Raw genomic sequence first — 22,375 nt, 5'->3', positions numbered from 1 at the left:
TAATCTACCCACACACAAAGGAAATTCCTTAGCATTTTCGAGGAGTCAAGTGCCCTCCGCTCCAATCAACTCAGATAGTTATATAAAATCACACTAAAAAAACAATGTTTACGAAAACATCTATTTAATAAGACGAATGAGCATCAAAAAAGTTTCATTTTTTTATAAAATATTTAATTTTCCTAAATAGGTTACAACCTTCTTGTCGTCGATATATGGGAATAAACCTTTTTATATTCTCAATTAACCCTATTTAAGTGAAAACGCTATCATTCATGCGATAGTCGATTCTTAAAGTATTGTCATTTGCCCCTTTTAATATCGAGAAAGTTTTAATACAATAAGGGTAAGGGGATTCTTCATATTAACCACAGATTTTGTGAAAAAGAAAGATGGAGGTTTATAATGGTTGGTTACATAACTGATTTAACGCTTTTAGCATTGCTTATCATTGGAATCACAGCCACTATGGGAGTTTTTACTAACGGACTTGGAGAAAAGCTGTTTGGTGGGAAGAACTCATCCGAGTTTGTAGACCAATCTGAAAGATTTCAGACAGGATGGAACTCTGTTGGCGGTAAAAAGAAATAAAGTGAAACTTCCATTAGTGGGGGTTCTCTTCATCCCCCACTAATGGTTAGTTGAACCAATCGGGCCTTTATGGGCAGTTTGCCTCACACTTATCCTTCCACGATTTCCCGAAGTCTTATAGTGGGGGGCTTACTGCCCGTTAATCTGCGATAAATTTTTTCAAACTTTCAGAGGCTGACATTGTCAGCCTCTTTCCTATTCAGGAGCATTCTTCACCCCTTTTTTTGGACAATTAGTCCAAAAAAGGAATACCTCGGTTTTCAAAAGGGTAATTAGGAATAATTAAAAAATTCTATATAGTATTATTAATTGAATTAGTGTATGATATAAACACCGAGATACATTAGCGAGTAACAGCGTTAATGCAGGTATAAAATCAACTATAAATAGAGATCGATACAACTTGGAATTTTCCTGCGCCATTATATTATTGAAGGAATACCACATATTAAATGTTTCCTAGGTGTAAAAAACGATCTCAAATTATGAGATCGATTTTTTTTATTTAGCAAATTGTGCCTTATATTGTACCGCCTCTTTGTCTGAACAGTAGACAAAATGTCCTGGCGTTATCTCACGCATTTCAATCTGCTCATTGTCACTATAATTATGCACTTTTGGATCATACGCTTTCCGTATACGTGTACGTTCTGTATCTGGGTCCGGAAGTGGAATAGCTGACAATAGGGATTGGGTATATGGGTGCATAGGATTATTATATAGTTCATCAGCTGTTGCAAGCTCAACTAGCTTACCGAAGTACATAACCCCGATCCTGTCACTAATATACTTAACCATTGAAAGGTCATGGGCAATAAATAGATATGTTAAACCTTTTTCACGTTGAAGCTTTTTCATCAAGTTCACTACTTGAGCTTGGATCGAAACATCAAGTGCAGAGATCGGCTCATCCGCGATGATGAAATCAGGATCAACAGCAAGGGCCCGGGCAATCCCGATACGCTGTCTTTGCCCACCAGAGAATTCATGCGGGTAACGGTTCGCATGCTCTTTATTCAAGCCGACCGTTTCAAGTAATTCATAAACTCTTTCCATACGCTCTTTTCTGCTGCTAGCAAGTCCGTGAATATCAATGCCTTCTGCAATGATATCAGCTACGGTCATACGAGGGTTAAGAGATGCGTAGGGATCTTGGAAAATCATTTGCATTTTCCGGTTGAATTTTTTTAATTCCTTTGCTGACTTTTTGCCATGAACGTCTTCGCCATTAAAAAGAACCTGGCCATCTGTCGCATCGTATAAGCGAATAATCGTTCTTCCCGTTGTTGATTTTCCGCATCCGGATTCACCAACAAGGCCTAGTGTTTCGCCTTTATAAATATCAAACGAAATACCGTCAACAGCTTTTACCATATTGGGTCTTCCAACATTAAAATGCTGTTTTAGATTTCTAATTTCCAATAATTTTTCGGCCATGTTTATTTACCCTCCTTAACTAAGACTGGTTTATCAAATGTGGAGGATAATTTGCGCATTCGGTTTTTAACCGCATCAGGCGGATCTACCTTTGGTGCATCTGGATGAAGTAACCAAGTTTTCGCAAAATGCGTTTCAGAAATTTGATACATTGGCGGCTCTTCTTCAAAATCAATCGCCAGTGCATATTTATTTCTAGCAGCAAAAGCGTCTCCCTTTGGAGGATTTGTTAAGTCTGGCGGTGTTCCTGGAATGGCAGCCAAATCCGATGTATCATCACTATCCACACTTGGCATCGATGCAAGCAGGCCCCAAGTATATGGATGGCGCGGATCATAGAAAATCTCATCAACTGTTCCCATTTCAACAATTTGTCCAGCATACATAACAGCAACACGATCTGCTACGTTTGCAACAACGCCAAGGTCATGGGTAATAAAAATGATCGAAGTATCCATTTTACTTTGCAATTCTTTCATTAAATCAAGAATTTGCGCTTGAATGGTTACGTCTAAAGCTGTTGTTGGCTCATCAGCTATTAATAGTTTGGGACTTGCAGCAAGAGCAATCGCAATCATGGCACGTTGTCTCATACCGCCGGAAAATTCATGAGGGTATTGGTTAACTCGCCTTTCAGGCATCGCAATCCCTACAAGGCTAAGTAGTTCAATGGCTTTCTTTTTGGCAGCCTCTTTAGACATATTTTGATGTTTGATTAACCCTTCCATGATCTGAGAGCCAATTTTCATTGTTGGATTCAATGATGTCATGGGATCCTGGAAAATCATGCTAATTTCTTTACCGCGAATTTTTTCCATTTGTTTATCTGTTTTTGGAACAATATCTTCACCGTTGAAAAGAATCTTGCCGCCAGTAATTTTTCCAGGTGGCATTGGAATCAGCTTCATAATCGTCTGGGAGGTTACACTTTTTCCAGATCCCGATTCACCAACGATGGCAAGTGTCTCACCTTTATGAAGGTCAAAGCTAACACCACGGACTGCTTTAACTTGTCCTCCATAAGTTTGGAATGAGACTTCTAAATCTTTAACTTCAAGTATTTTTTCCATAATCTCACTCCCTTATTTACGAAGTCTTGGGTCTAGAGCATCACGTAAGCCATCACCAATTACATTAAAAGCAAAAATCGTTAAGCAAATAAATGTAGCTGGGAAGAATAAACGCCATGGGTAGTAGCGTAAAGCGGGTAAGCCATCACTAGCCATAGTACCCCAACTTGCAGTTGGTGCAGTTAAACCAAGACCTAAATAACTTAAGAACGCTTCAGTGAAAATCGCTGATGGGACTGTTAACGTCATTGTAACCAGGATCGGTCCCATTGAATTTGGAATTAAATGACGAGCCATTATTCGATTTGTGTTCGCTCCAAGTGTTTTGGCAGCGAGTACGTACTCTTGACTTTTTAATGATAATACTTGTCCACGGACAATACGGGACATATTAATCCAGCCTGTGATTGTCATCGCAATGATCATTGTTCCAATTCCTTGGCCTAGTACAACCATTAGCAGAATAACTAATAATAAGTATGGAATACCATAAAGAATATCTGCGAAACGCATCATGAATTCATCTGTGCGTCCGCCTTTATAACCGGCGATTCCGCCCCAAATGACACCGATGAATAAATCGACTAAAGCAGCGGCAACACCGATAAAGATTGAGATTCGGGCACCTTCCCACGTACGTGTAAAGACATCGCGTCCAAGATCGTCTGTACCGAACCAGTGTTCAGATGATGGAGCCTGGTTTTTATTTGCCAAATCATTTGTCCGGTAATCGTACTCAGTCATATGTGGTCCAAAGGCCGCCATAAAGATTAAAATAATCAACAGCACGAGTCCAAACATTGCGAGCTTGTTTTTTCGAAATCGAATGGAAACGTCCTTCCAGAATGAAAGACTCGGCTTAGAGATTTTTTCAGCGTTTTCTAATTGTGTTCCGACAAGTTTAAACTTATCTTTCGAAATTTGCATAATTACTCTCCTTTCTTCCCGCCAGCAAGTTTGATGCGAGGGTCGATGATTCCGTATGCAATGTCAACAAGGAGAATAGATGCGAGTAACAGAATACTATAGAACACTGTCACACCCATAATAACGGTATAATCACGATTTCCAATGCTTGTAACGAAATGTGAGCCGAGTCCTGGGATACCGAAGATTTTTTCAACAACAAAACTTCCTGTTAAAATCCCAGCACTTAAAGGGCCCATGTAAGTTACAACTGGCAAAAGCGCATTACGGACAGCATGCTTTACTGTAATAACTCCTTGACTTAACCCTTTTGCTTTAGCTGTTTTAATATAGTCATTGCTTAATACCTCAAGCATGCTTGAACGTGTTAAACGGGCAATGAATGCAAGCGGCGTAGAAGCTAATGCCAGTGCGGGAAGAACGGTATGCATAAAGGTTTCCCAACGAGCAACAGGAAAGAGTCCCAGTTTGATTGAAAGAAAATATTGCAGTAATGATGCCATAATAAAGGAAGGGACAGAAATACCCATTACAGCTACAATCATTGCTCCATAATCCTGCCATTTATTATGTTTTAATGCAGCTATAATTCCTAGCAAGATACCAATTGCAACCGCTAAGAAGATGGCTTCCATTCCAAGTATAAAGGACACTGGGAATCCATCATTAATCAAATCGTTTACCGTCTGGCTTTTATATTTAAAAGACGGGCCAAAATCCCATTTTACAATTCTCAATAAATACTCCCCGTATTGTGCGTACCAAGGCTTGTCCAAACCAAAGTGTGCATGTAGATTAGCTTCAATTTCGGGAGGCAGCCGTTTTTCAGATGTAAATGGGTTCCCTGGTGCAATGCGCATGAAGAAAAACGTTGCTGTAATGATCAGCCATAAGGAAACGAGCATGTACACTAAACGTTTTCCAATATATTTCACCATTTTCAAACACCTCCAATTTATTACATGTCTTAATCAGAAAAGCGGAAGCGCCTTCGGAACAATCACAGAGCAGATTGTTCCTGCGATGATTATTCCAAGAAGCCTTCCTTTGTGGTCAGGGGCGACAAGCATAAGACGAGCCGGCAGGAAGGTTGTTCTTTACCTTCTTGACGGATTGGCTTATGACCTCGAGCCCCTAGGCGCTGCAGCTAGACAGAAAACGAAGGTATATAGGGAAATAACCCCATATACCTTTCAGGAAAATCAGCTATTCTTATTCAAAATATGCCCATTTGTATTGAACTTCACCAGTATCAGATACATGAACATCTTTAAGCTTGTCATTTTTCACCCAGTTGAACGTGTAGAAATAAATCGGCGCAACAGGCATTTCATCCATAATGATTGCTTCTGCATCTTTTAACAATTGCTTGCGTACATCTGGATCAGCTTCACTTGCAGATTTCACAAGTAAATCTTTGAATTCTTTGTTTGACCAACCAGTATCGTTGTTTCCGCCATTAGCATCACGGTAGAGTTCAAGGAATGTGATCGCATCATTAAAGTCAGCTAACCAGCCTAAACGGCCAACTTGATAATCAAGTGTATGAAGTTTATCAAGATATACTTTCCACTCTTGGTTATCAAGTGTTACTTCAACACCAAGATTTTGTTTCCACATATCTTGAATTGCTTGTGCAATTTTTTGGTGTGATTCATTTGTGTTATATGAAAGTGTTACAGCTGGTAATTCAGATGGATCTTTAAGACCCATTTCTTCTAAACCTTTTTGTAAATATTCTTTTGCTTTTTCAACATCATTATCCTTGAAATATCCTTTTTCACTTTCAGGAAAGATTGTTGGCGGTACAAGTGCCATTGCTGGAACTTGCTCACCTTGTGTAATATTATCAATCAGTTCTTGACGATTGATAGCAAGCGCAAACGCTTTACGGATGTTGACATTGTCAAAAGGAGCTACAGTTGTGTTGAATTTATATTTGTATACACCAGCAATTGTATGCGTAGTTAAACTTCCTTCGTCTTTAAGGGCTTGCATTGCATCTGTTGGCAACTCACCTGTTGGCTGACCAGCCCAGTCAAGTTCACCATTTTCGTACATTGATAATTCAGTGTTTTCATCGTTAATCATGTACATTTCGATTTTATCAAGTTTTACAGTGTTAGCATCCCAATATTTGTCATTCTTTTCAAGAACGATTTTATCATTGTGAGCCCATTCTTTCATGACGAAAGGCCCGTTAGAAGTGAAGTTGGCACCAGCATCGTGAGCCCAGTTTGGATTGGCTTCAGCTACTTTGCTGTTAAATGGTAGATACGTATAAAAAGCTGTCAACTCAGTGAAATATGGAGTTGGGTTTTCAAGCGTTACTTCAAGTGTTTTTTCGTCGACCGATTTGACTCCTACATCATCAAGAGAGCCTTCACCACTATGTGCTGCTTCAGCACCTTTAATATAATAAAGGATTTCCGAATATTCTGATTGGTTAGCTGGGTCTAAAACCCATTTCCACGCAGTTTCAAAGTCTTTTGCTGTTACAGGATCGCCATTTGACCACTCGGCATCACGAAGTGTGAAAGTATATACTTTCAGGTCTTCTGAAACATCGATTTTTTCCGCCATCGCTTCTTCTGGCTTTCCTTCTGGATTAATTCTTGTTAATCCTTCGGAAATTTGACGTAGTACGTTTCCGGAAGTACTGTCTGTAGCTAATCCTGGATGTAAAGCCGGTGGTTCTTCTCTAATGTTTACTCGTAATTCCTGATTTACATCAGACTTTTTCTCTGTGTCCTTCGTGCCGCCCTTGTCGCCACCGTCAGCGTTATTTTTTCCGCCGCAAGCTGCAAGGAACATACTAAGAACTAGTAGCATGCTAAAAAAGATCGATAACCTTTTATTCACATCTTCAACCCCCTATATTTTCTCCAAACGCGTCTTTATCATTGTCATTCTCACAAAATACAACTGTACGCTCCGGATGTATTTCTCAAATAGTCAGTTAATTGCAGATAGAAAAAGAAACCGACTATTAAAGAGGCCACAAAAAAAGTAAGTTTATATTCTTTTTATAGAAAGGTATAAACTTACTTTCTAAAAACCAAAATGAAGCGACCCGAAGTTTTACAGTCAACACTTCGTAAGATTTTAACAACTTCATAAAAGGACTGTTTGTAGGCTTATTATAAATAGTTTAAAAATTTATTGCAAGTGCGTTTTCACACCATTCTATCAGACTATTAAATACTTTTATCAGGAATATCCCTATGCAATAAGTTTTTTCAGAATAATAAAAAGAGTTTTTTTCGATTTTTTTCGACTTTTTTCTTGTTTTTTCGCACGATTATTCCTTAGATTCTTTTCACTAATTGTAATAATATGGAGATTACCTGAACAGTATCGCCCAGAATTGTACTTGATTTTTTATTCTATTTGTTATACTTTAATTAGTATAATAATAAATACAAATGGCTATGAAAAAGAGTAGTACATTTACTTCTGGTATTTAAGAGAGCCTGTGGCTGGTGGGAACAGGCAACCCGGTAAATCGAATGGACTTTTGAGCTCTCTCGTAAAAGGTTTTTTATTTTACTGACGTTACCTCACGTTATCGGGGTTCCATGCATTTTGCATGGTTCAGAGTGACTCATTTATGAGTAATTAGGGTGGCAACACGGACCATTCGTCCCTATTTTTTAGGGGACGAATGGTCTTTTTGTGTTTTTTTGCAAATTTTTGTCCATCTTATTAAAAGGCTGTTTTCGTACAGTTTGTTGCTTTATTAGTGTGATTTTTATTTAGTGAGTTGATTGGGCGGAGGGCACTTGACTCCTGCGGGAATAGAGGGAAGCGGGAGACCCCGCAGGCGGTAACGCCCGAGGAGGCTCCCGTCCCTCCCCGCGGAAGCAAGTGCCCGCAGCAGAAATCAACGGGCAAACTTCGAAGGCTAAAATCAACAATATATGCAAAAACAGCCTATTAAAAAAAGCGTCCATTTTTCACAGCCGAAATGAAGGAGGAAGATCATGAAAACTATTTTTTCTGGCATCCAGCCGAGCGGCACGATTACGCTTGGAAATTACATTGGTGCCCTTAAGCAATTTGTTGAACTTCAAAATGAATACAATTGTTATTTTTGTATTGTTGACCAGCATGCGATCACAGTTCCCCAAGACAAGGCTGTATTAAGAAAAAACATCCGTAGTCTTGCTGCTCTCTATTTAGCAGTTGGAATTGATCCTGAAAAAGCAACCCTTTTCATTCAATCGGAAGTTCCTGCACATGCACAAGCTGGTTGGATGATGCAATGTGTTGCCTATATCGGCGAGCTTGAAAGAATGACGCAATTTAAAGATAAATCAACTGGAAAGGATGCTGTCTCTTCCGCATTATTAACTTACCCGCCATTAATGGCTGCGGATATTTTATTATACGGTACCGATCTTGTTCCTGTTGGTGAGGATCAAAAACAGCACCTTGAATTGACTCGTGATTTAGCTGAACGATTCAATAATAAATACAACGATATCTTTACCATTCCTGAAGTACGAATTCCTAAAGTTGGTGCTCGTGTCATGTCCCTTCAGGAGCCGACAAAGAAAATGAGTAAATCAGATCCAAATCAAAAAGCGTCGATAACACTTCTCGATGATCTAAAGCAAATTGAAAAGAAAGTGAAAAGTGCTGTTACAGATTCAGATGGCATCGTAAAGTATGATAAGGAAAACAAACCTGGTGTATCTAATCTGCTTTCTATCTATTCCATTTTTTCTGGCAAAGAAATTAAAGAAATTGAAAAAATGTACGATGGCAAAGGATATGGCGATTTCAAAGGAGATTTGGCAGAGGTAGTTATAAAAGAAATTCAGCCAATCCAAGAAAAATATGCTGAACTTATGGAATCAAGTAAACTTGATGAAATTCTTGATCTCGGCGCTGAAAAAGCACAGAAAGCAGCAAATAAAATGCTCAAGAAAATGGAAAATGCGATGGGGCTTGGTAGGAAGAGAAGATAAAAAGGAGCTAACTTAGCTCCTTTTTAATTTACCTTCGGGCCATGCTCCATTTCCCATAACTTCTCAAAAAATGGCTGGCCTTTGATTATATTTTCACAGAACTGTTCATGCTTGCTTGTCCAACCATATTTACTCTCTTCAAAAAGCCGAATCCAAGCATCCTCAAAGCCCATTTGCTGAATTTCAGAGTAGTTTTCCGGGCTCCATTCCGTGTACCAATAGCGAACTTCTGCCACATTCTTGGACGAGTGCAATTGATCCAGTGCCATAAATAATAATTGCTTTAGCTGTCTTTCCTTTCTAGTCAGCCCATTCATCAGCTCTGGGGACGGCGAAAGGATATGGAAATCTTTTAATGAAGGTTGATTATTAAACGAAAATTGAATGGCATCATGATTTTCGAGCATTTCGTACGCAAGCTGTTCTTGCCTAGGGATAAGCCTGCTTTTTCGGATTGGGATATTATACCCAATTGTGTCTACTGCCAATATTCCTACACCATCTGATACAACAAAACAATATTCCAATTGAACACGTTCATGGTTTTTTCTTAAATACGCTTTTTGATAAATATCATCTAGAAGTTGTTGAGGTAGCTCTGATAAATCATTTTCAATGTAATGGAATAGAATGGGTTCTATCTTTATTAACGGTACTTGATCGAGCAGTTCTACTCCATCATCTTTGCGCCATTCGTGGAAATGGCAAACATTGTATCCATTTTCTTCCCCTTCAAACCAGTTCACCCAAACATCATGAAGATATAACATTTATTAACCCCCACTTCAACAAACTATTTGTCACTCAGTATGGGCAGCACTCAGTAAAATTATTCCTGATTTTCACACATTAGACAATTTTCATCTAATCTTCTATTCCCTTGGAAAGTACAAACTTAGCCAAATGATTAATATCCCCACAGGTAGTAAATAACACTCAAAGCGCAATGAAATAAATGATATATACTCAATAAAACCGGTCCCCGTCGTCATTAAGTTTAAATAAGCAATCAAACTTACTCCGCCAGAAACGGCCAGTCCAAACCCAGTTAGCAATACAAAAGCTCTAATTATCATCCGAATTAATCCCAATTGTATTACTCCCATCCCAGACTGAACCCATGGAAATCATCACCTTTATTCTTGTCCTATTTTATTTGTATATATATGAAAAATTGCTGCTAATATGTTATTGAGCACAAGAAAAAACCTCCGCTATTTATTTCTATGGCGGAGGGTTTTTTCACCATTTATGAAAAGGCTCTTTTCGCATAAACTGTTGTTTTTAGCCTTGAAATTTTGCCCGTTTATTTCCGCTGCGGGCACTTGCTTTCCGCGGGGAGGGACGGGAGCCTCCTCGGCGTTACCGCCTGTGGGGTCTCCCGTTCCCTCTATCTCCCGCTGGATACTGAATTTACATCCTTGAATCTGCCCACGCACGAAGGAAAAGCGATAGCATTTTCGAGGAGTCAAGTGCCCTCCGCTCCAATCAACTCAGATGGTTATATAAAATCACAGTAAAAAAACAACAAAGTTTACGAAAATGTATATGAACACGAGCTACCTTTCATTCTTATTCATATCGATAATGAAAGTCTTTGAAGGAAGAACGAAAGATTCCTTGATTGTAAAATCCCGTTTTTCCTTAAAGATAGAAACCATTTCATATCCAGCCGCATAGCCAACCATTTTGGGATACCCCTTGTTGCCATATAGAATTTCATCATGTTTTTTATTTTTTTTAGTAATTTGCTGTTCCTTTTCGAGAAACCTTTGCCAAAAATGTTGAATCTCTTTTCTTGAATAATAACTACACCATTTGGCTTTGTATTGTTTGCCACAGCATGTTTCGACAGCATGCTCAGCAAGACCTTCCAAAACGAGTGAATCCAATAAAGTAAATTCTAATAAACTCTCTTTTTGCTTATTCATCCTGCAAACATGGTGATATTCATGAACAAAAAGGGCTTCCAATTCCATTTCATCTTCAAAAGTTGTGATAAAAAGGAAAAGCTGATCCTTAAACGAAACGCCCGATTTTCTTTCGCCAGGCCTAGAAAAGAAAAAACTTTGCGACTCAATTGGAAAAATATAGATCGGTATATCCGGGCCATTCCATTTTTTTTTATATTTTTGAAAAATCTTTTCGGTCTTTTCCCAAATTCCTCGTTTTTTTAGCTGTTCAAATGTTTCAAAACTCTGTCGATTCGGTTTGTACATCCCAAATCCTGTTAAATAGGTATATAGTTTTCCAGGATTTTCTTCTGAGAATGAGTCCATAAAACGCCGACAAATTTCCACTGGATCTCGAAAACCCTCATCAAGCCATTTATCTGTTCTGATTACCCCATTCAATCCCCCCCTGAAGGGACTTTATTTTATTGCTATTATTATTCGTTGCATTGTTAATTTATGATTTTCCTAAAATTATGTGTTGAAATCAAAAAGTATGCCCGTTAAATTCCGCTGCGGGCACTTGCTTTCCGCGGGGAGTGAGGGGAGCCTCCTCGGCGTTACCGCCTACGGGGTCTCCCGCTCCCTCTATTTCCCGCAGGAGTCAAGTGCCCTCCGCTCCAATCAACTCAGATTTATATATATAAAATCACACTAATTAAGCAACAAAGTTTACGAAAACAGCCAATTAAAAAGAGGCCAAATCATAGGATTGGCCTCAATAGAAAAATATTTATTCGTATTTTTTAAAGACAATCGTTGCATTATGGCCGCCGAAACCTAAGGAATTACTCATGGCTGCCTTGATCACTTTCTTCCTTGACTCGTTTGGAACATAGTCTAGATCACATTCAGGGTCTGGCGTCTCGTAGTTGATTGTTGGAGGTAAAGCTTCATCCCTCATCGCCAATACCGTAAAGATCGCTTCTACTCCTCCTGCGGCTCCAAGGAGGTGACCTGTCATTGATTTTGTAGAGCTAACTGCTAGTTTGTATGCATGGTCACCGAAAACTTCTTTGATCGCAAGGGTTTCGAATTTGTCATTATATTCAGTGCTTGTTCCGTGAGCATTAATATAATCGATATCCTCAGGCACTAATCCGCCATCATTAATCGCCATTTTCATTGCTCTTGCTCCGCCTTCTCCAGCCGGTGCGGGAGCAGTAATGTGGTATGCGTCTCCTGTGGCCCCATAGCCAACAATTTCGGCATAAATTTTTGCACCCCGAACTAGAGCATGCTCTAATTCTTCAAGGACAACAATTCCTGCTCCTTCGCCAATGACGAAACCATCGCGATTTTTATCGAATGGACGACTCGCTGTTTTCGAATCTTGATTCGTAGATAGTGCAGTGTTTGCACAGAAACCTGCGACTGACATTCTCGTGATCGGTGCTTCTGCTCCGCCAGTTACCATTGCGTCTGCATCCCCGCGCTGAATGACCTTAAAGGCATCACCGATTGAATTTGTCCCAGTTGCACATGCAGTTACTGTACAAGAGTTGAATCCCTTCGCGCCTAAAGTAATGGAAACTTGGCCCGTCGCCATATCCGGGATCATCATTGGAACAAAAAACGGACTTACTCTTCTGTACCCGCGGTTTAAAAACGTTTCAAATTGATTTTCAAACGTTTCCATTCCGCCGATTCCTGACCCAATCCATACACCAATGCGATGGGCATTCTCGTCATCTATCGCAAGATTTGCATCTTTTACTGCCATTAATGAAGCAGCAACGGCGTAATGGGTGAATCGATCCATTTTTCGAGCGTCTTTTTTATCAATAAATTCTTCAACATTAAAATCCTTTAATTCGGCAGCAACCTTTGCTGGATATTCGTCTGCGTTTAATCTCGTTAATGGTCCTACTCCTGATACACCTGCTAATATGTTTTTCCACGTTGTCTCTACGTCATTCCCAAGTGGTGTTACGGCGCCAACGCCTGTAATGACAACTCTTCTTTTATCCATTCTCATTGCATCTCCTTTATTGATCTTGATCTGATGTGGGAATCATTATCTACCCCAGCGTAAGGCAATTGCTCCCCACGTTAAGCCTCCACCAAAACCAACCATGACAATTATATCATCGTCTTTAATTTTTCCAGCTTCTAATTCCTCTACAATTGCAATCGGAATAGATGAGGCTGATGTATTCCCGTATTTTCGAATCGTTTTCGACATTTTTTCTTCGGGCAGCCCAAGCCTCTGTCTAGAAGACTCCATTATCCGGATATTCGCCTGGTGCGGGATCAAAAAATCAACATCCTCCTTGGATAAACCCGCTTTCTCCAATACATTTACACAACTGTCTCCCATTTGACGGACAGCAAATTTAAAAACTTCTCGCCCATTCATAATGATTTTTTCATCCTGGTATAAATGTTTTCCGCCCGTACCATCTGCACCTAGTTCAAATGAAAGAATGCCTCGCCCTTCTGAGACAGGGCCCAAAATAACCGCTCCAGCCCCATCGCCAAATAAAACAGCTGTATTACGGTCTTCCCAATTTGTAACTTTGGATAACTTTTCTACACCTACTACTAAGACGTGTTTATAAGCCCCGCCCTCAATAAACTGTTTTCCGGTTATTACACCATACATAAATCCAGCACATGCAGCACTAATGTCCATCGCAGCTGCTTTAACAGCCCCTAACTTCTCCTGAAGCATACATGCAATGGATGGGAAAGGCTGATCTGGAGTGACCGTTGCCACTAAAATCAGATCTATTTCTTCAGCTGAAATTTCCGCATTTGCCAAGGCATCCTTTGCTGCTTCATAAGCTAAATCAGATGTATCTGTATCATCATCGGCAATTCTTCTTTCTTCGATTCCTGTCATTGTTCTAATCCATTCATCAGATGTATCGAGTATTTTTTCAAGGTCTGCATTTGTCATTATTTTTTCCGGCAGACATCTGCCAACTCCAATAATTCCCGCATTCATTGATCCCACTCCTTTTCAACTTTTGGTCTATTTTTTACGCGAAAGCTTCATCAGATCCAATTGGGAAACATTCATTATTTTAGGCTGTTTTCGTAAACTTTGTTGCTATTTAACCAAAAAGAGGTGTAGTTGATTTCCACTTCAATCAACTTCATACAATACCTAATTAAAAATGACAATCATTTAGAAAACAGCCTTATTTTATTATCAATTATTATGACTTGGTACTAATTTTAACAAATATATGAGCTCATGTGCAACATTTTCGTTTGCAATAACCAAGATATTATCCGCAGTTGTCTATACCCGGCTATGGGATTATTCATATTTTAATATTGAAGCACATGAAAGGAGGATGATAGCATATGAACAGCGAAAACCGGTCAAATCAGCAGTCTGATGATCTTTTTTCAAATTTGATGTTTGGCCCGGGTAATAGGAGAAGCATGGAAAATGACGAGAAGATCAAGAAATCGAAGGACATTCCGGCAAATAGATACCCTGAGGATTTTGATCGTAGAAGCGAAAGAGGCTCCATAGATGATTGGTTATTTGGCACTAGAAATAGGGAAAAATCCAATATCAATAATCAACCCAGCATGCTTAATGACATGTTCAATAATATCGATATCGAAGAACTCATGATTAATGTCGACAAGTTTATCAGCTCTACAGAGGAATTAAAACCATTATTTAATAAAGTGTCACCTTTAATTAGGAAGTTTATTAAATAATTGGATCGTTTCGATCGGAACTTGTTCGAAGATTTTATTCTCAAACAAAAGCCGGCCTTTGCAAAAGGCCGGCTTTCTCAATCATTTTCAGTTATTCGGTTTCACGAAGGGCATCTACTTTACCCATTTCATAGGCTTCGTTCATGATTTTTGTAAAAAGTGTCATGAATGGCTGGATCATTTCGATTGATAGGTCGATTCCTGCCTCGTCTAATTGCTGTTTTGCTTCTGGGATGTATTTCATTGCGATTTGCATGAATTCCATTGTTTTGTCGTTTGACTGCATTTGTTGTATCCTCCTATATGTACACTTATTCATTAGGTAGTTTACCAGTTTTCTTATATTCTTCAATTGCTGCATTTATTATATCAATAAATTCCTGGTCTACGTCAGAACTAAATTTCCCTAAGGAAATGACGTCATCTTGAAAATCGAAAGTCAGATTGCCCGCTTTTAAATCTCCTTTGTTGAACTTTTCTGCGACCGATTCATAAAGAACATCGACATGCTGTATCGTACTCGTTAACACAGCGGATTCGCCAAGATCGCTCTGGTCGGAAATGTATCCAATCGTATAATGGCCTTTCTCTTTAACCTGTTCGATGACAGGGACGTTATAGCCATCTCCTGCTGGATAGATAACATCAGCATTTTCTGACAAAATATGATCCAATAATTTAATTGCCTTTTTGTCATCATCCCAATTACCAACATATTCAATAATAACGTTCACGTCGTTATTTTCATAATTGGCCCCTTCAAAAAAGCCTGCTATTTCAGGCTGCCACTTATGAGCAGCAATCAGTCCTACTGTATTTGTTGTTGTCATATGCCCTGCAACCATGCCACCAAAGAAACCCATCGCATAAGCTTCAAAATTTAAGCTCGTCGTGTTCGAATTTTCAGCGTTACCGTTAAAGCTAACAAAATGGATATGGGGATACCTTTTGGAAATTCGGTTAAAATATTCGGCATACTCATTTCCATGACCAAAAATGATGTTTACACCTTTTTGATCAAACTCATTGACAGCTCGTTCAACGACCATCTGTGAGTTCATTCCTTCTTTGTAGTAAACCTCTACATTATATCGGGATTGAATCTTTAGCATTCCTTTATAGCCTTTTGTACCCCATACTTGGTCATTTACCGTATCGGGAACTAACAACCCGGCTTTCTTTAGTTTTCCCGCAGACATTCCATGTCCACAGGAGGCTAGTAAAAAAAGGCATAAAAGAAGAATCCCATATTTCTTTACTCTCTTTAGCATCTTCTTTTGCTCTGCCCCAAGTATAAGCCACATCATTATTTCCCTCTTTCCAAACATCTATCAAATTCGCCTTGGCGTATTTGCGCCCAGATTTTTATCGAGCTTGCTCGATAAATTCCTTTAAAAAATCTGAGGCATCCGCCGGAGGCTTAACTTTATTCAGCTGGAGTTTGAACCCCCACTGAATTGGATACCTATTTGCATTCATCTCGCCACTTATATCGTTAGAGACTTCTGCTGAATAAAGTTAAAAACTGCAAGGCCGCCTGCAGCAAGACTATTGCCATGTACAAACTCCTTTTATAAATTAATCTGTTTCAACTGAAAAACCGGGATAAATTCCCGGCTACTTTCATTTTACCCTTTTACGGCAAAAATTGAAAAGACTTTTTCCTTCTTCATTAAAATCCCTTGTCAAGAAGAAGTTCTAGATGCCTTCTCTGCTTTCCAATTCCCTCTGAAAAATCGATATGACTTTTCAAAGTCTTAACATTTATTGTCCTTGGCTCAGGCGGTCTGTTTCTTTCGTATTTGTTGATCGCTTCTAGGGGAATGGAAAGTTGGGATGCACACTTTTGCCAATAGTCCGTGATATCACTTTTTAATATACAGGAAGCAGCAGATTTCGTTTCAGCCAGCATTAAAATGGCCTCAACAACCTCATCAATATAAAGCACATCATAAATCCATTCACGATCATTTAACGAAATCTGCTTTTCCCCATGCATTGACTTTAATAAAAATTGCTGAAAAACAAAAGCGCTTGGCTGCCATGGGCCGTAAACGGTTGGGAGGTAAAAACACTGACTTGAAATCTGGTCATTCATAAGGTATCGATGGATTGGCTCACTTGTACTTGAATGCCATTGAATCGGGAGAAGAAAAACGATTCTTGAATCCGTTTCTTTTATTTGAATTGCATTTTCGCCAAAAAAATGTTCAAGAAAATCACTTTCCGCGAAAAAGTTCCGATTATCTTGAACATAAAAGTCGTAGAAATCGATGATAATCAATGTTTGCTGATCGATTTCTGCAAATGGCAGCCAGGTTTGATACTCTTTTTCATTAAAATTCGCGTTTCTGCCGACTGCCATGCGCTTATCAATCAGAAAGGGATCCCCTTCCGGATTATCGAAATGAACGCCTTCAACCTCATACCCCTGCTCAAGTAAAGAAGTGCAAAAATGAAAACCTAAAAATTCGAACGCTCCAATGATTACCGCCCTTTCCATCTTTATTGCCTCCCCGACCATTCTCAGTGTATCCTATGCTTTAAAACCTATCTTTATTTCTCTTTTCTTTACCCCATTCTGACATGTAGAAGCATTCTTGTGTTTAATGCCCATAGCAAGATTAGAAAAATAACAAATTTAGCATTATAAAATACTTTCATGTTTTTTTATAAAGTTAATTATTTGTATTCCCATTCCATGCCTTTTTTCCGGTAATAAATAGCACATAGAAACTGGCACATCTTTATCAGCCCATTTAATGGATCGTTTCTTAATTAGATCAGCTTGTTTATGTGCACGTCCATCTGTAAGAATATGAATGATTTTCACTGGAATTTTATGATCTTCTATCAAGCTTTCATCTTGTCCCTTTAACATGTCTTCAATTTGATCCTTTTCAAGTTCAAACGAGACGGCAAGCTCTTTTAATAAGTGATTATAGAAGAATTTATGCTCTTTTTCTTGCTCTAAATGGGCGTTTAACGATAATATCGGATTAATAAGTACGCATGTACGAATATTGGAGCCCATTGCATTCATTAGCTTTAGAGCAATTAATGTGCCCATCCCTTCTGCAACAAGATGAATTTTTTCATTTATTATTTCTGTGCGAACAATATGTTTGTACAATTTCCTTGCTAATTGGACCGCTTTGTCATTTCCCCAGTGCTTTCCGTATAGGTTTGAGTAAAATATCGTGTATCCTTCTTCTTTAAGTTGGTTTAATATGAACGATTTTCCATCGTTTTGGCTCCAATAATCCGCTTTCTCATTCACAAAATGCCTCTCATTACCAATAATAAGGATACCGAAACCACTTGGTTTTTCGGGATATTGGATCGTATTCCACTCATTATCTAGTTGAAAGTTCCGGCTTTCCATCATTAAACACTCCTTTGTCCGTTTGTTCATAATAATGTATGAATGTTCACATAAAATGAAAGGGGATTCGCCTATGTTTAGCAGACAAACAGATTTAATAAAAGATATGCTTTATGAGATTGATCATAGTTCAGAAGTTATTTTAACTCATTGAGGTGAGAGGTCTGAGGTGGGATTTGAAGCAATCGGAGAATCACCGATTGCCCTGTTATTTATCCTTGCTAACTGGCTGAACCGTAATCTCATTTAAAAAAGTCGTGCTTAAAGGAAAAAGTCATTTGGGATTAAAATTCAGTTCATGAGCGTTTATTAATTATTAAGCTTATGGTAATATGGAAAGGGATTTAAATACGTTGAGGTGAGTACGATGAGATTCTTTATGACATTTTTTTGGACCTTTCTTCTTGTTCAAATGTTGACCTATGTTGTTGGTAATATGAATGGGGCAGGTTTCGATTTTAAAGCAGGCTCAATCCTAGCAGTAGGCGCTACAATTTTAATTTTCGTGGTATCTTCCATTATTCCAGAAGGCCCGACCGAAAAAGAAGGTTTAAATTAAGAAAGATCACTCTTTGTAGTGAGTGGGAAGAAGTCATCCTGAGATCAGGATGACTTCTTTCTTCTCCGCTTATTGTTGTATCTTTACATTTAACTCTCCATTTTCAATGGAGATCGTAACTTTGCTATAATCTTTAATTTCCCCGGCTATGATTTTTCTTGCTAATTTCGTTTCAACATTTCTTTGAATAAACCGCTTTAAAGGCCTTGCACCATAGACCGGATCAAAACCATTTTCTGCAATATATTCCCTTGCCTCTTCATTTATACTTAGCAACACATGCTGATCCGTTAATCTTCCTTGAAGCTCTTTTATTAGCTTGGATACAATCTCTTTTATTTCATTTAAAGCTAATGGCTTGAACAAAGTAATTTCATCCACCCTGTTTAAAAACTCCGGCCGGAAATGCCCTCTTAGATGGCTCATCACTTTATTCCGTGCTTCTTCATTTATAGAACCTTCAACGTGTTCCAGTAAAAACTGAGATCCAAGATTTGATGTCATAATGATAACAGTATTTTTAAAATCAACGGTCCTTCCTTTAGAATCAGTTATCCTGCCATCATCAAGCATTTGAAGGAGAATATTGAATACTTCCGGATGGGCTTTTTCAATTTCATCAAGCAAAATAACGGAATAGGGCTTCCTTCTTACTGCTTCTGTTAGCTGCCCGCCTTCCTCATATCCTACATATCCTGGCGGTGCACCAATCAGCCTTGAAACCGCATGCTTCTCCATGTATTCGGACATATCGATTCGAATCATTTGGTCTTCGCTGTCAAACAAGCTTTGTGCTAATGCTTTGGCGAGTTCTGTTTTCCCAACACCGGTCGGGCCAAGAAATAGAAAGGAGCCGATTGGGCGATTGGGATCTTTGATGCCTGCTCTCGCTCGAAGGACTGCATCGGATACAAGCCCGATTGCTTCGTCTTGGCCAATGACTCTTTCCTGTAAGATACTTTCAAGGCGAAGAAGCTTTTCTCGCTCGCCTTCAACAAGCTTGGCAACTGGAATTCCTGTCCATCTTGCAACAATGCCGGCAATTTCCTCTTCTGTTACTTCCTCTCTTAGAAGCCGGTCGTCTTCCCCCGCATTTATTTCAAGCTCAAGATTCTTTAATTCCTTTTCGAGGGCAGGAATCTTTCCATGTCGAAGCTCAGCGGCTATGGTTAAATTATAATCGTTCTCAGCTTCTGCAAGATCACGGCGCATTCTTTCAAGAAGCTCTCTTTTCTCTTGAACTCTTTGGATTCCTTCCTTTTCTAGCTGCCATTTCGCTTTCATCGAATGGGCTTTATCCTTCATCTCGGCCAATTCCTTTTGCAAAACAAGCAGCCTCGCTTGACTTGCTTCGTCACTTTCCTTTCGCAGTGCAGCTTCTTCAATTTCAAGCTGCATGACCCGTCTCGTCACTTCATCTAATTCTGTAGGCATCGAGTCAATTTCGGTTCGGATCATCGCACATGCCTCATCGACTAAATCAATTGCTTTATCAGGCAGAAAGCGGTCCGAAATGTATCGATGCGATAATGTTGCGGCGGCAACAAGTGCTCGGTCATGAATATTAACCCCATGATGAATTTCATATCTTTCCTTCAACCCTCTTAAAATAGAAATTGAATCTTCCACATCAGGCTCCTGAACCAATACTTGCTGAAAGCGCCTTTCGAGGGCAGGATCTTTTTCAATGTATTTTCGATGCTCATCTAATGTGGTCGCTCCAATGCAATGTAATTCACCGCGGGCAAGCATCGGTTTCAGCATATTGCCAGCATCCATTGCGCCTTCGGTCTTTCCCGCTCCGACGATCGTATGAATTTCATCAATGAAAAGGAGAATGCTGCCTTCACTTTTCTTCACTTCATTTAATACTGCTTTTAGCCGTTCCTCAAACTCACCTCTGAATTTCGCTCCGGCAATCAATGCACTCATATCAAGGGAAAAGATTGTTTTATCTTTTAACCCTTCTGGGACATCTTTGCGGACAATTCTTTGTGCAAGGCCTTCGACAATCGCCGTTTTTCCTACGCCGGGTTCCCCGATGAGAACAGGATTATTTTTTGTTTTTCTGGAAAGAATGCGGATGACATTACGAATTTCGTTATCCCTTCCAATAACTGGGTCCATTTTTCCCGCCTTTACTTCCGCAACTAGGTCCTTGCCATATTTCTTTAGAGCTTCATAAGTGGCTTCCGGATTTTGGGATGTCACTTTTTGATTCCCCCTTATCTCGTTAATAGCTAATTCAAGTTGTTTTTTATCTATACCTTCTGCTTTTAAAAAAGCTGCAATTTCAGAATAACTGACGGAAGCTGCCGCTAATAATACATGTTCTACAGATAGGAACTCGTCTTCAAATTTTTTCATAATGGATTCTGCTTCGGCCAAAATCCGCTGCAGATTTCCCGTAATATATAGTTTTCCCGATTCGATTCCGCTTCCGGAAACTTGTGGTTTTTTTCTTAAAAGCAATTGCAATTGACTAATCATTTTATCAGCAGGCAGCCGCAATTTTGTTAAAACAGAAGCAACAAGACTATTCTCCTGTTCTAATAGTGCTATAAATAAATGAACCTCATCCACTTCCTGATGCTGCTCTCGAATAGCAATATTTTGTGCATTCATAAAACCTTCCTGCATCCGTTCTGTCATTCGATTTATGTCCATCGCTTACCCTCCCATTTGACCATCTTTGACCTTTGATTCTATTATAACATATGTAAAGCCATCCAAAAAGGGATGGCTCAAGTCCTATTATTATTTTTATCGGAAGGCTGTTTTCGCATATATTGTTGTTTTTAGCCTACAAAGTTTGCCCGTTGATTTCCGCTGCGGGCACTTGCTTTATCGCGGGGAGGCACGGAAACCTCCTCGGCGTTACCGCCTGCGGGGTCTCCCGCTTCCCTCTATTCCCGCAGGATACTGAATTTACATCCTTGAATCTGCCCACGCACGAAGGAAAAGCGATAGCATTTTCGAGGAGTCAAGTGTCCTCCGCTCCAATTAACTCAGATTATTAAACAAAAATCACATTATTAAAGCAACAAACTTTACGAAAACAGCCTATCGGAATAATGCCAGTAGCCAATTTAAATGAAGATTACGGTTTTTGTTTATATGTCCAAACACGATTGTGGTTCGAGTTTTCGGGAAAAACATCCCCGGCTTTTAGTTTTAACATTAGTGGGTTGTTTACATTGCTGCCAGTTTCCCCTTCTTCGATATACATTCCATTATTCGGTGCCTTCTGACCAGGTTTAAATTGGCGATTTTGTCCCATGATAAAAATCCTCCTTTAATTAATCAAATTCGCCTTGGCGTATTTGCGCCCAGATTTTTAACGAGCTTGCTCGTTAAAAATCTATGGCATCCGCCGGAGGCTTAACTTTATTCAGCTGGGTTTGAATCTCCACTGAATTGGATTCCTGTTTGCATTCATCTCGCCACTTATATCGTTTAGAGACTTTTGCTGAATAAAGTTAAATCATTAATATTATTACCACTGAGGCAATCATCATGAGGGAAACTAATTCCAAATGAAAAAAAGAAGAGAATTCTACATAATAGAAGACTCTTTTCGCATAGTTTATTGTTTTTAGCTTTAAAAGTTTGCCCGTTGATTTCCGCTGCGGGCACTTACTTTCCGCGGGGAGGGACGGGAGCCTCCTCGGCGTCACCGCCTGCGGGGTCTCCCGCTTCCCTCTATTCCCACAGGATATTGAATTTACATCCTTTAATCTGCCCACGCACGAAGGAAATGCGATAGCATTTTCGAGGAGTCAAGTGCCCTCCGCTCC

General features: G+C 39.4%; 20 protein-coding genes and 1 other annotated feature. Of the genes, 4 read left to right on the top strand and 16 right to left on the bottom strand.

The genetic code is table 11. The annotated features are described in order from the left end of the window. Positions 1-405: 405 nt before the first annotated feature. The gene (locus BGM26_RS00515) at positions 406-591 is read left to right on the top strand and encodes a hypothetical protein (protein WP_217037781.1); all 186 of its coding nucleotides are present in this window, start codon (positions 406-408) and stop codon (positions 589-591) included. A gap of 501 nt (positions 592-1,092) precedes the next feature. Here the strand turns inward: BGM26_RS00515 and BGM26_RS00510 are convergent. The 5 genes from BGM26_RS00510 to BGM26_RS00490 all read right to left on the bottom strand — a co-directional run bounded on the left by BGM26_RS00510 (position 1,093) and on the right by BGM26_RS00490 (position 6,887). Then, the gene (locus tag BGM26_RS00510) at positions 1,093-2,028 is read right to left on the bottom strand and encodes an ABC transporter ATP-binding protein (protein WP_217037780.1); all 936 of its coding nucleotides are present in this window, start codon (positions 2,026-2,028) and stop codon (positions 1,093-1,095) included. A gap of 2 nt (positions 2,029-2,030) precedes the next feature. Beyond that, positions 2,031-3,098, bottom strand: coding sequence for an ABC transporter ATP-binding protein (locus tag BGM26_RS00505; protein WP_217037779.1), 1,068 nt, complete (start codon positions 3,096-3,098; stop codon positions 2,031-2,033). A 12-nt stretch (positions 3,099-3,110) separates the two neighbouring features. After that, positions 3,111-4,028: an ABC transporter permease gene (locus BGM26_RS00500; RefSeq protein ID WP_483297786.1), complete on the bottom strand. Its 918-nt coding sequence runs from the start codon at positions 4,026-4,028 to the stop codon at positions 3,111-3,113. After that, on the bottom strand, positions 4,028-4,963 hold the full coding sequence (locus tag BGM26_RS00495; protein ID WP_217037777.1) for an ABC transporter permease: 936 nt from the start codon (positions 4,961-4,963) through the stop codon (positions 4,028-4,030). The genes BGM26_RS00500 and BGM26_RS00495 overlap by 1 nt, the downstream gene beginning before the upstream one ends. Positions 4,964-5,237: 274 nt before the next feature. Beyond that, positions 5,238-6,887 (bottom strand): peptide ABC transporter substrate-binding protein, encoded by a 1,650-nt coding sequence (locus tag BGM26_RS00490; protein ID WP_217037776.1) that lies wholly within the window; start codon positions 6,885-6,887, stop codon positions 5,238-5,240. Between the two features lie 560 nt (positions 6,888-7,447). Next, positions 7,448-7,676: a binding site (T-box leader), on the top strand. A 329-nt stretch (positions 7,677-8,005) separates the two neighbouring features. Here BGM26_RS00490 and trpS point away from each other — a divergent pair. Beyond that, positions 8,006-8,998 carry a tryptophan--tRNA ligase gene (gene trpS, locus BGM26_RS00485; protein WP_217040574.1) on the top strand — a complete coding sequence of 331 codons (993 nt, stop codon included), beginning with the start codon at positions 8,006-8,008 and terminating at the stop codon, positions 8,996-8,998. A gap of 23 nt (positions 8,999-9,021) precedes the next feature. On the opposite strand, the gene BGM26_RS00480 is transcribed toward trpS, so the two are convergent. The 5 genes from BGM26_RS00480 to BGM26_RS00460 form a co-directional block, all read right to left on the bottom strand. Further along, on the bottom strand, positions 9,022-9,768 hold the full coding sequence (locus BGM26_RS00480) for a YjbA family protein (protein ID WP_217037775.1): 747 nt from the start codon (positions 9,766-9,768) through the stop codon (positions 9,022-9,024). 102 nt (positions 9,769-9,870) lie between these two features. Next, positions 9,871-10,089: a YuzI family membrane protein gene (locus tag BGM26_RS00475; RefSeq protein WP_483297765.1), complete on the bottom strand. Its 219-nt coding sequence runs from the start codon at positions 10,087-10,089 to the stop codon at positions 9,871-9,873. Between the two features lie 468 nt (positions 10,090-10,557). Then, positions 10,558-11,352, bottom strand: a complete 795-nt coding sequence (locus BGM26_RS00470; RefSeq protein ID WP_254118874.1) for a DUF2268 domain-containing putative Zn-dependent protease — start codon at positions 11,350-11,352, stop codon at positions 10,558-10,560. A 331-nt stretch (positions 11,353-11,683) separates the two neighbouring features. Continuing rightward, entirely contained in the window at positions 11,684-12,922 is a 1,239-nt protein-coding gene (gene fabF, locus BGM26_RS00465) for a beta-ketoacyl-ACP synthase II (RefSeq protein ID WP_217037774.1), read from the bottom strand. A gap of 45 nt (positions 12,923-12,967) precedes the next feature. Next, entirely contained in the window at positions 12,968-13,900 is a 933-nt protein-coding gene (locus tag BGM26_RS00460; protein ID WP_217037773.1) for a beta-ketoacyl-ACP synthase III, read from the bottom strand. Between the two features lie 365 nt (positions 13,901-14,265). On the opposite strand from BGM26_RS00460, the gene BGM26_RS00455 reads away from it, so the two are divergent. Further along, positions 14,266-14,634, top strand: coding sequence for a hypothetical protein (locus BGM26_RS00455; RefSeq protein ID WP_217037772.1), 369 nt, complete (start codon positions 14,266-14,268; stop codon positions 14,632-14,634). Positions 14,635-14,725: 91 nt separating this feature from the next. Here BGM26_RS00455 and BGM26_RS00450 read toward each other — a convergent pair whose 3' ends face one another. The 4 genes from BGM26_RS00450 to BGM26_RS00435 all read right to left on the bottom strand — a co-directional run bounded on the left by BGM26_RS00450 (position 14,726) and on the right by BGM26_RS00435 (position 18,019). After that, positions 14,726-14,920: a ComZ family protein gene (locus BGM26_RS00450; RefSeq protein ID WP_217037771.1), complete on the bottom strand. Its 195-nt coding sequence runs from the start codon at positions 14,918-14,920 to the stop codon at positions 14,726-14,728. Between the two features lie 25 nt (positions 14,921-14,945). After that, entirely contained in the window at positions 14,946-15,905 is a 960-nt protein-coding gene (locus BGM26_RS00445; protein WP_217040571.1) for a BMP family ABC transporter substrate-binding protein, read from the bottom strand. Between the two features lie 401 nt (positions 15,906-16,306). Further along, positions 16,307-17,137, bottom strand: coding sequence for an NAD-dependent epimerase/dehydratase family protein (locus tag BGM26_RS00440; protein WP_217037770.1), 831 nt, complete (start codon positions 17,135-17,137; stop codon positions 16,307-16,309). Between the two features lie 144 nt (positions 17,138-17,281). Further along, entirely contained in the window at positions 17,282-18,019 is a 738-nt protein-coding gene (locus BGM26_RS00435; protein ID WP_217037769.1) for a hydrolase, read from the bottom strand. Positions 18,020-18,386: 367 nt separating this feature from the next. Between BGM26_RS00435 and BGM26_RS00430 the strand changes: the two genes are divergently transcribed. Continuing rightward, on the top strand, positions 18,387-18,578 hold the full coding sequence (locus tag BGM26_RS00430; protein ID WP_217037768.1) for a YjzD family protein: 192 nt from the start codon (positions 18,387-18,389) through the stop codon (positions 18,576-18,578). A gap of 69 nt (positions 18,579-18,647) precedes the next feature. Here BGM26_RS00430 and clpB read toward each other — a convergent pair whose 3' ends face one another. Together clpB and BGM26_RS00420 are read right to left on the bottom strand one after the other, a co-directional pair. Beyond that, entirely contained in the window at positions 18,648-21,245 is a 2,598-nt protein-coding gene (gene clpB / locus BGM26_RS00425) for an ATP-dependent chaperone ClpB (RefSeq protein ID WP_217037767.1), read from the bottom strand. A gap of 433 nt (positions 21,246-21,678) precedes the next feature. Beyond that, entirely contained in the window at positions 21,679-21,858 is a 180-nt protein-coding gene (locus BGM26_RS00420; RefSeq protein WP_217037766.1) for a YjzC family protein, read from the bottom strand. Positions 21,859-22,375: the final 517 nt, after the last annotated feature.

It is taken from the genome of Bacillus sp. FJAT-29790 (assembly GCF_019039215.1).
In the GTDB taxonomy this organism is placed as follows: Bacteria; Bacillota; Bacilli; order Bacillales; family Cytobacillaceae; genus Cytobacillus.
This window is presented reverse-complemented; position numbering and strand designations above follow the sequence as displayed.

Bases quoted from the DNA above. Each gene is read 5' to 3' on its own strand.
- BGM26_RS00515 (WP_217037781.1), top strand. From the start codon at position 406: ATGGTTGGTTACATAACTGATTTAACGCTTTTAGCATTGCTTATCATT.
- BGM26_RS00510 (WP_217037780.1), bottom strand. From the start codon at position 2,028: ATGGCCGAAAAATTATTGGAAATTAGAAATCTAAAACAGCATTTTAAT.
- BGM26_RS00505 (WP_217037779.1), bottom strand. From the start codon at position 3,098: ATGGAAAAAATACTTGAAGTTAAAGATTTAGAAGTCTCATTCCAAACT.
- BGM26_RS00495 (WP_217037777.1), bottom strand. From the start codon at position 4,963: ATGGTGAAATATATTGGAAAACGTTTAGTGTACATGCTCGTTTCCTTA.
- BGM26_RS00480 (WP_217037775.1), bottom strand. From the start codon at position 9,768: ATGTTATATCTTCATGATGTTTGGGTGAACTGGTTTGAAGGGGAAGAA.
- fabF (WP_217037774.1), bottom strand. From the start codon at position 12,922: ATGGATAAAAGAAGAGTTGTCATTACAGGCGTTGGCGCCGTAACACCA.
- BGM26_RS00460 (WP_217037773.1), bottom strand. From the start codon at position 13,900: ATGAATGCGGGAATTATTGGAGTTGGCAGATGTCTGCCGGAAAAAATA.
- BGM26_RS00455 (WP_217037772.1), top strand. From the start codon at position 14,266: ATGAACAGCGAAAACCGGTCAAATCAGCAGTCTGATGATCTTTTTTCA.
- BGM26_RS00450 (WP_217037771.1), bottom strand. From the start codon at position 14,920: ATGCAGTCAAACGACAAAACAATGGAATTCATGCAAATCGCAATGAAA.
- BGM26_RS00445 (WP_217040571.1), bottom strand. From the start codon at position 15,905: ATGCTAAAGAGAGTAAAGAAATATGGGATTCTTCTTTTATGCCTTTTT.
- BGM26_RS00440 (WP_217037770.1), bottom strand. From the start codon at position 17,137: ATGGAAAGGGCGGTAATCATTGGAGCGTTCGAATTTTTAGGTTTTCAT.
- BGM26_RS00435 (WP_217037769.1), bottom strand. From the start codon at position 18,019: ATGGAAAGCCGGAACTTTCAACTAGATAATGAGTGGAATACGATCCAA.
- BGM26_RS00430 (WP_217037768.1), top strand. From the start codon at position 18,387: ATGAGATTCTTTATGACATTTTTTTGGACCTTTCTTCTTGTTCAAATG.
- clpB (WP_217037767.1), bottom strand. From the start codon at position 21,245: ATGGACATAAATCGAATGACAGAACGGATGCAGGAAGGTTTTATGAAT.
- BGM26_RS00420 (WP_217037766.1), bottom strand. From the start codon at position 21,858: ATGGGACAAAATCGCCAATTTAAACCTGGTCAGAAGGCACCGAATAAT.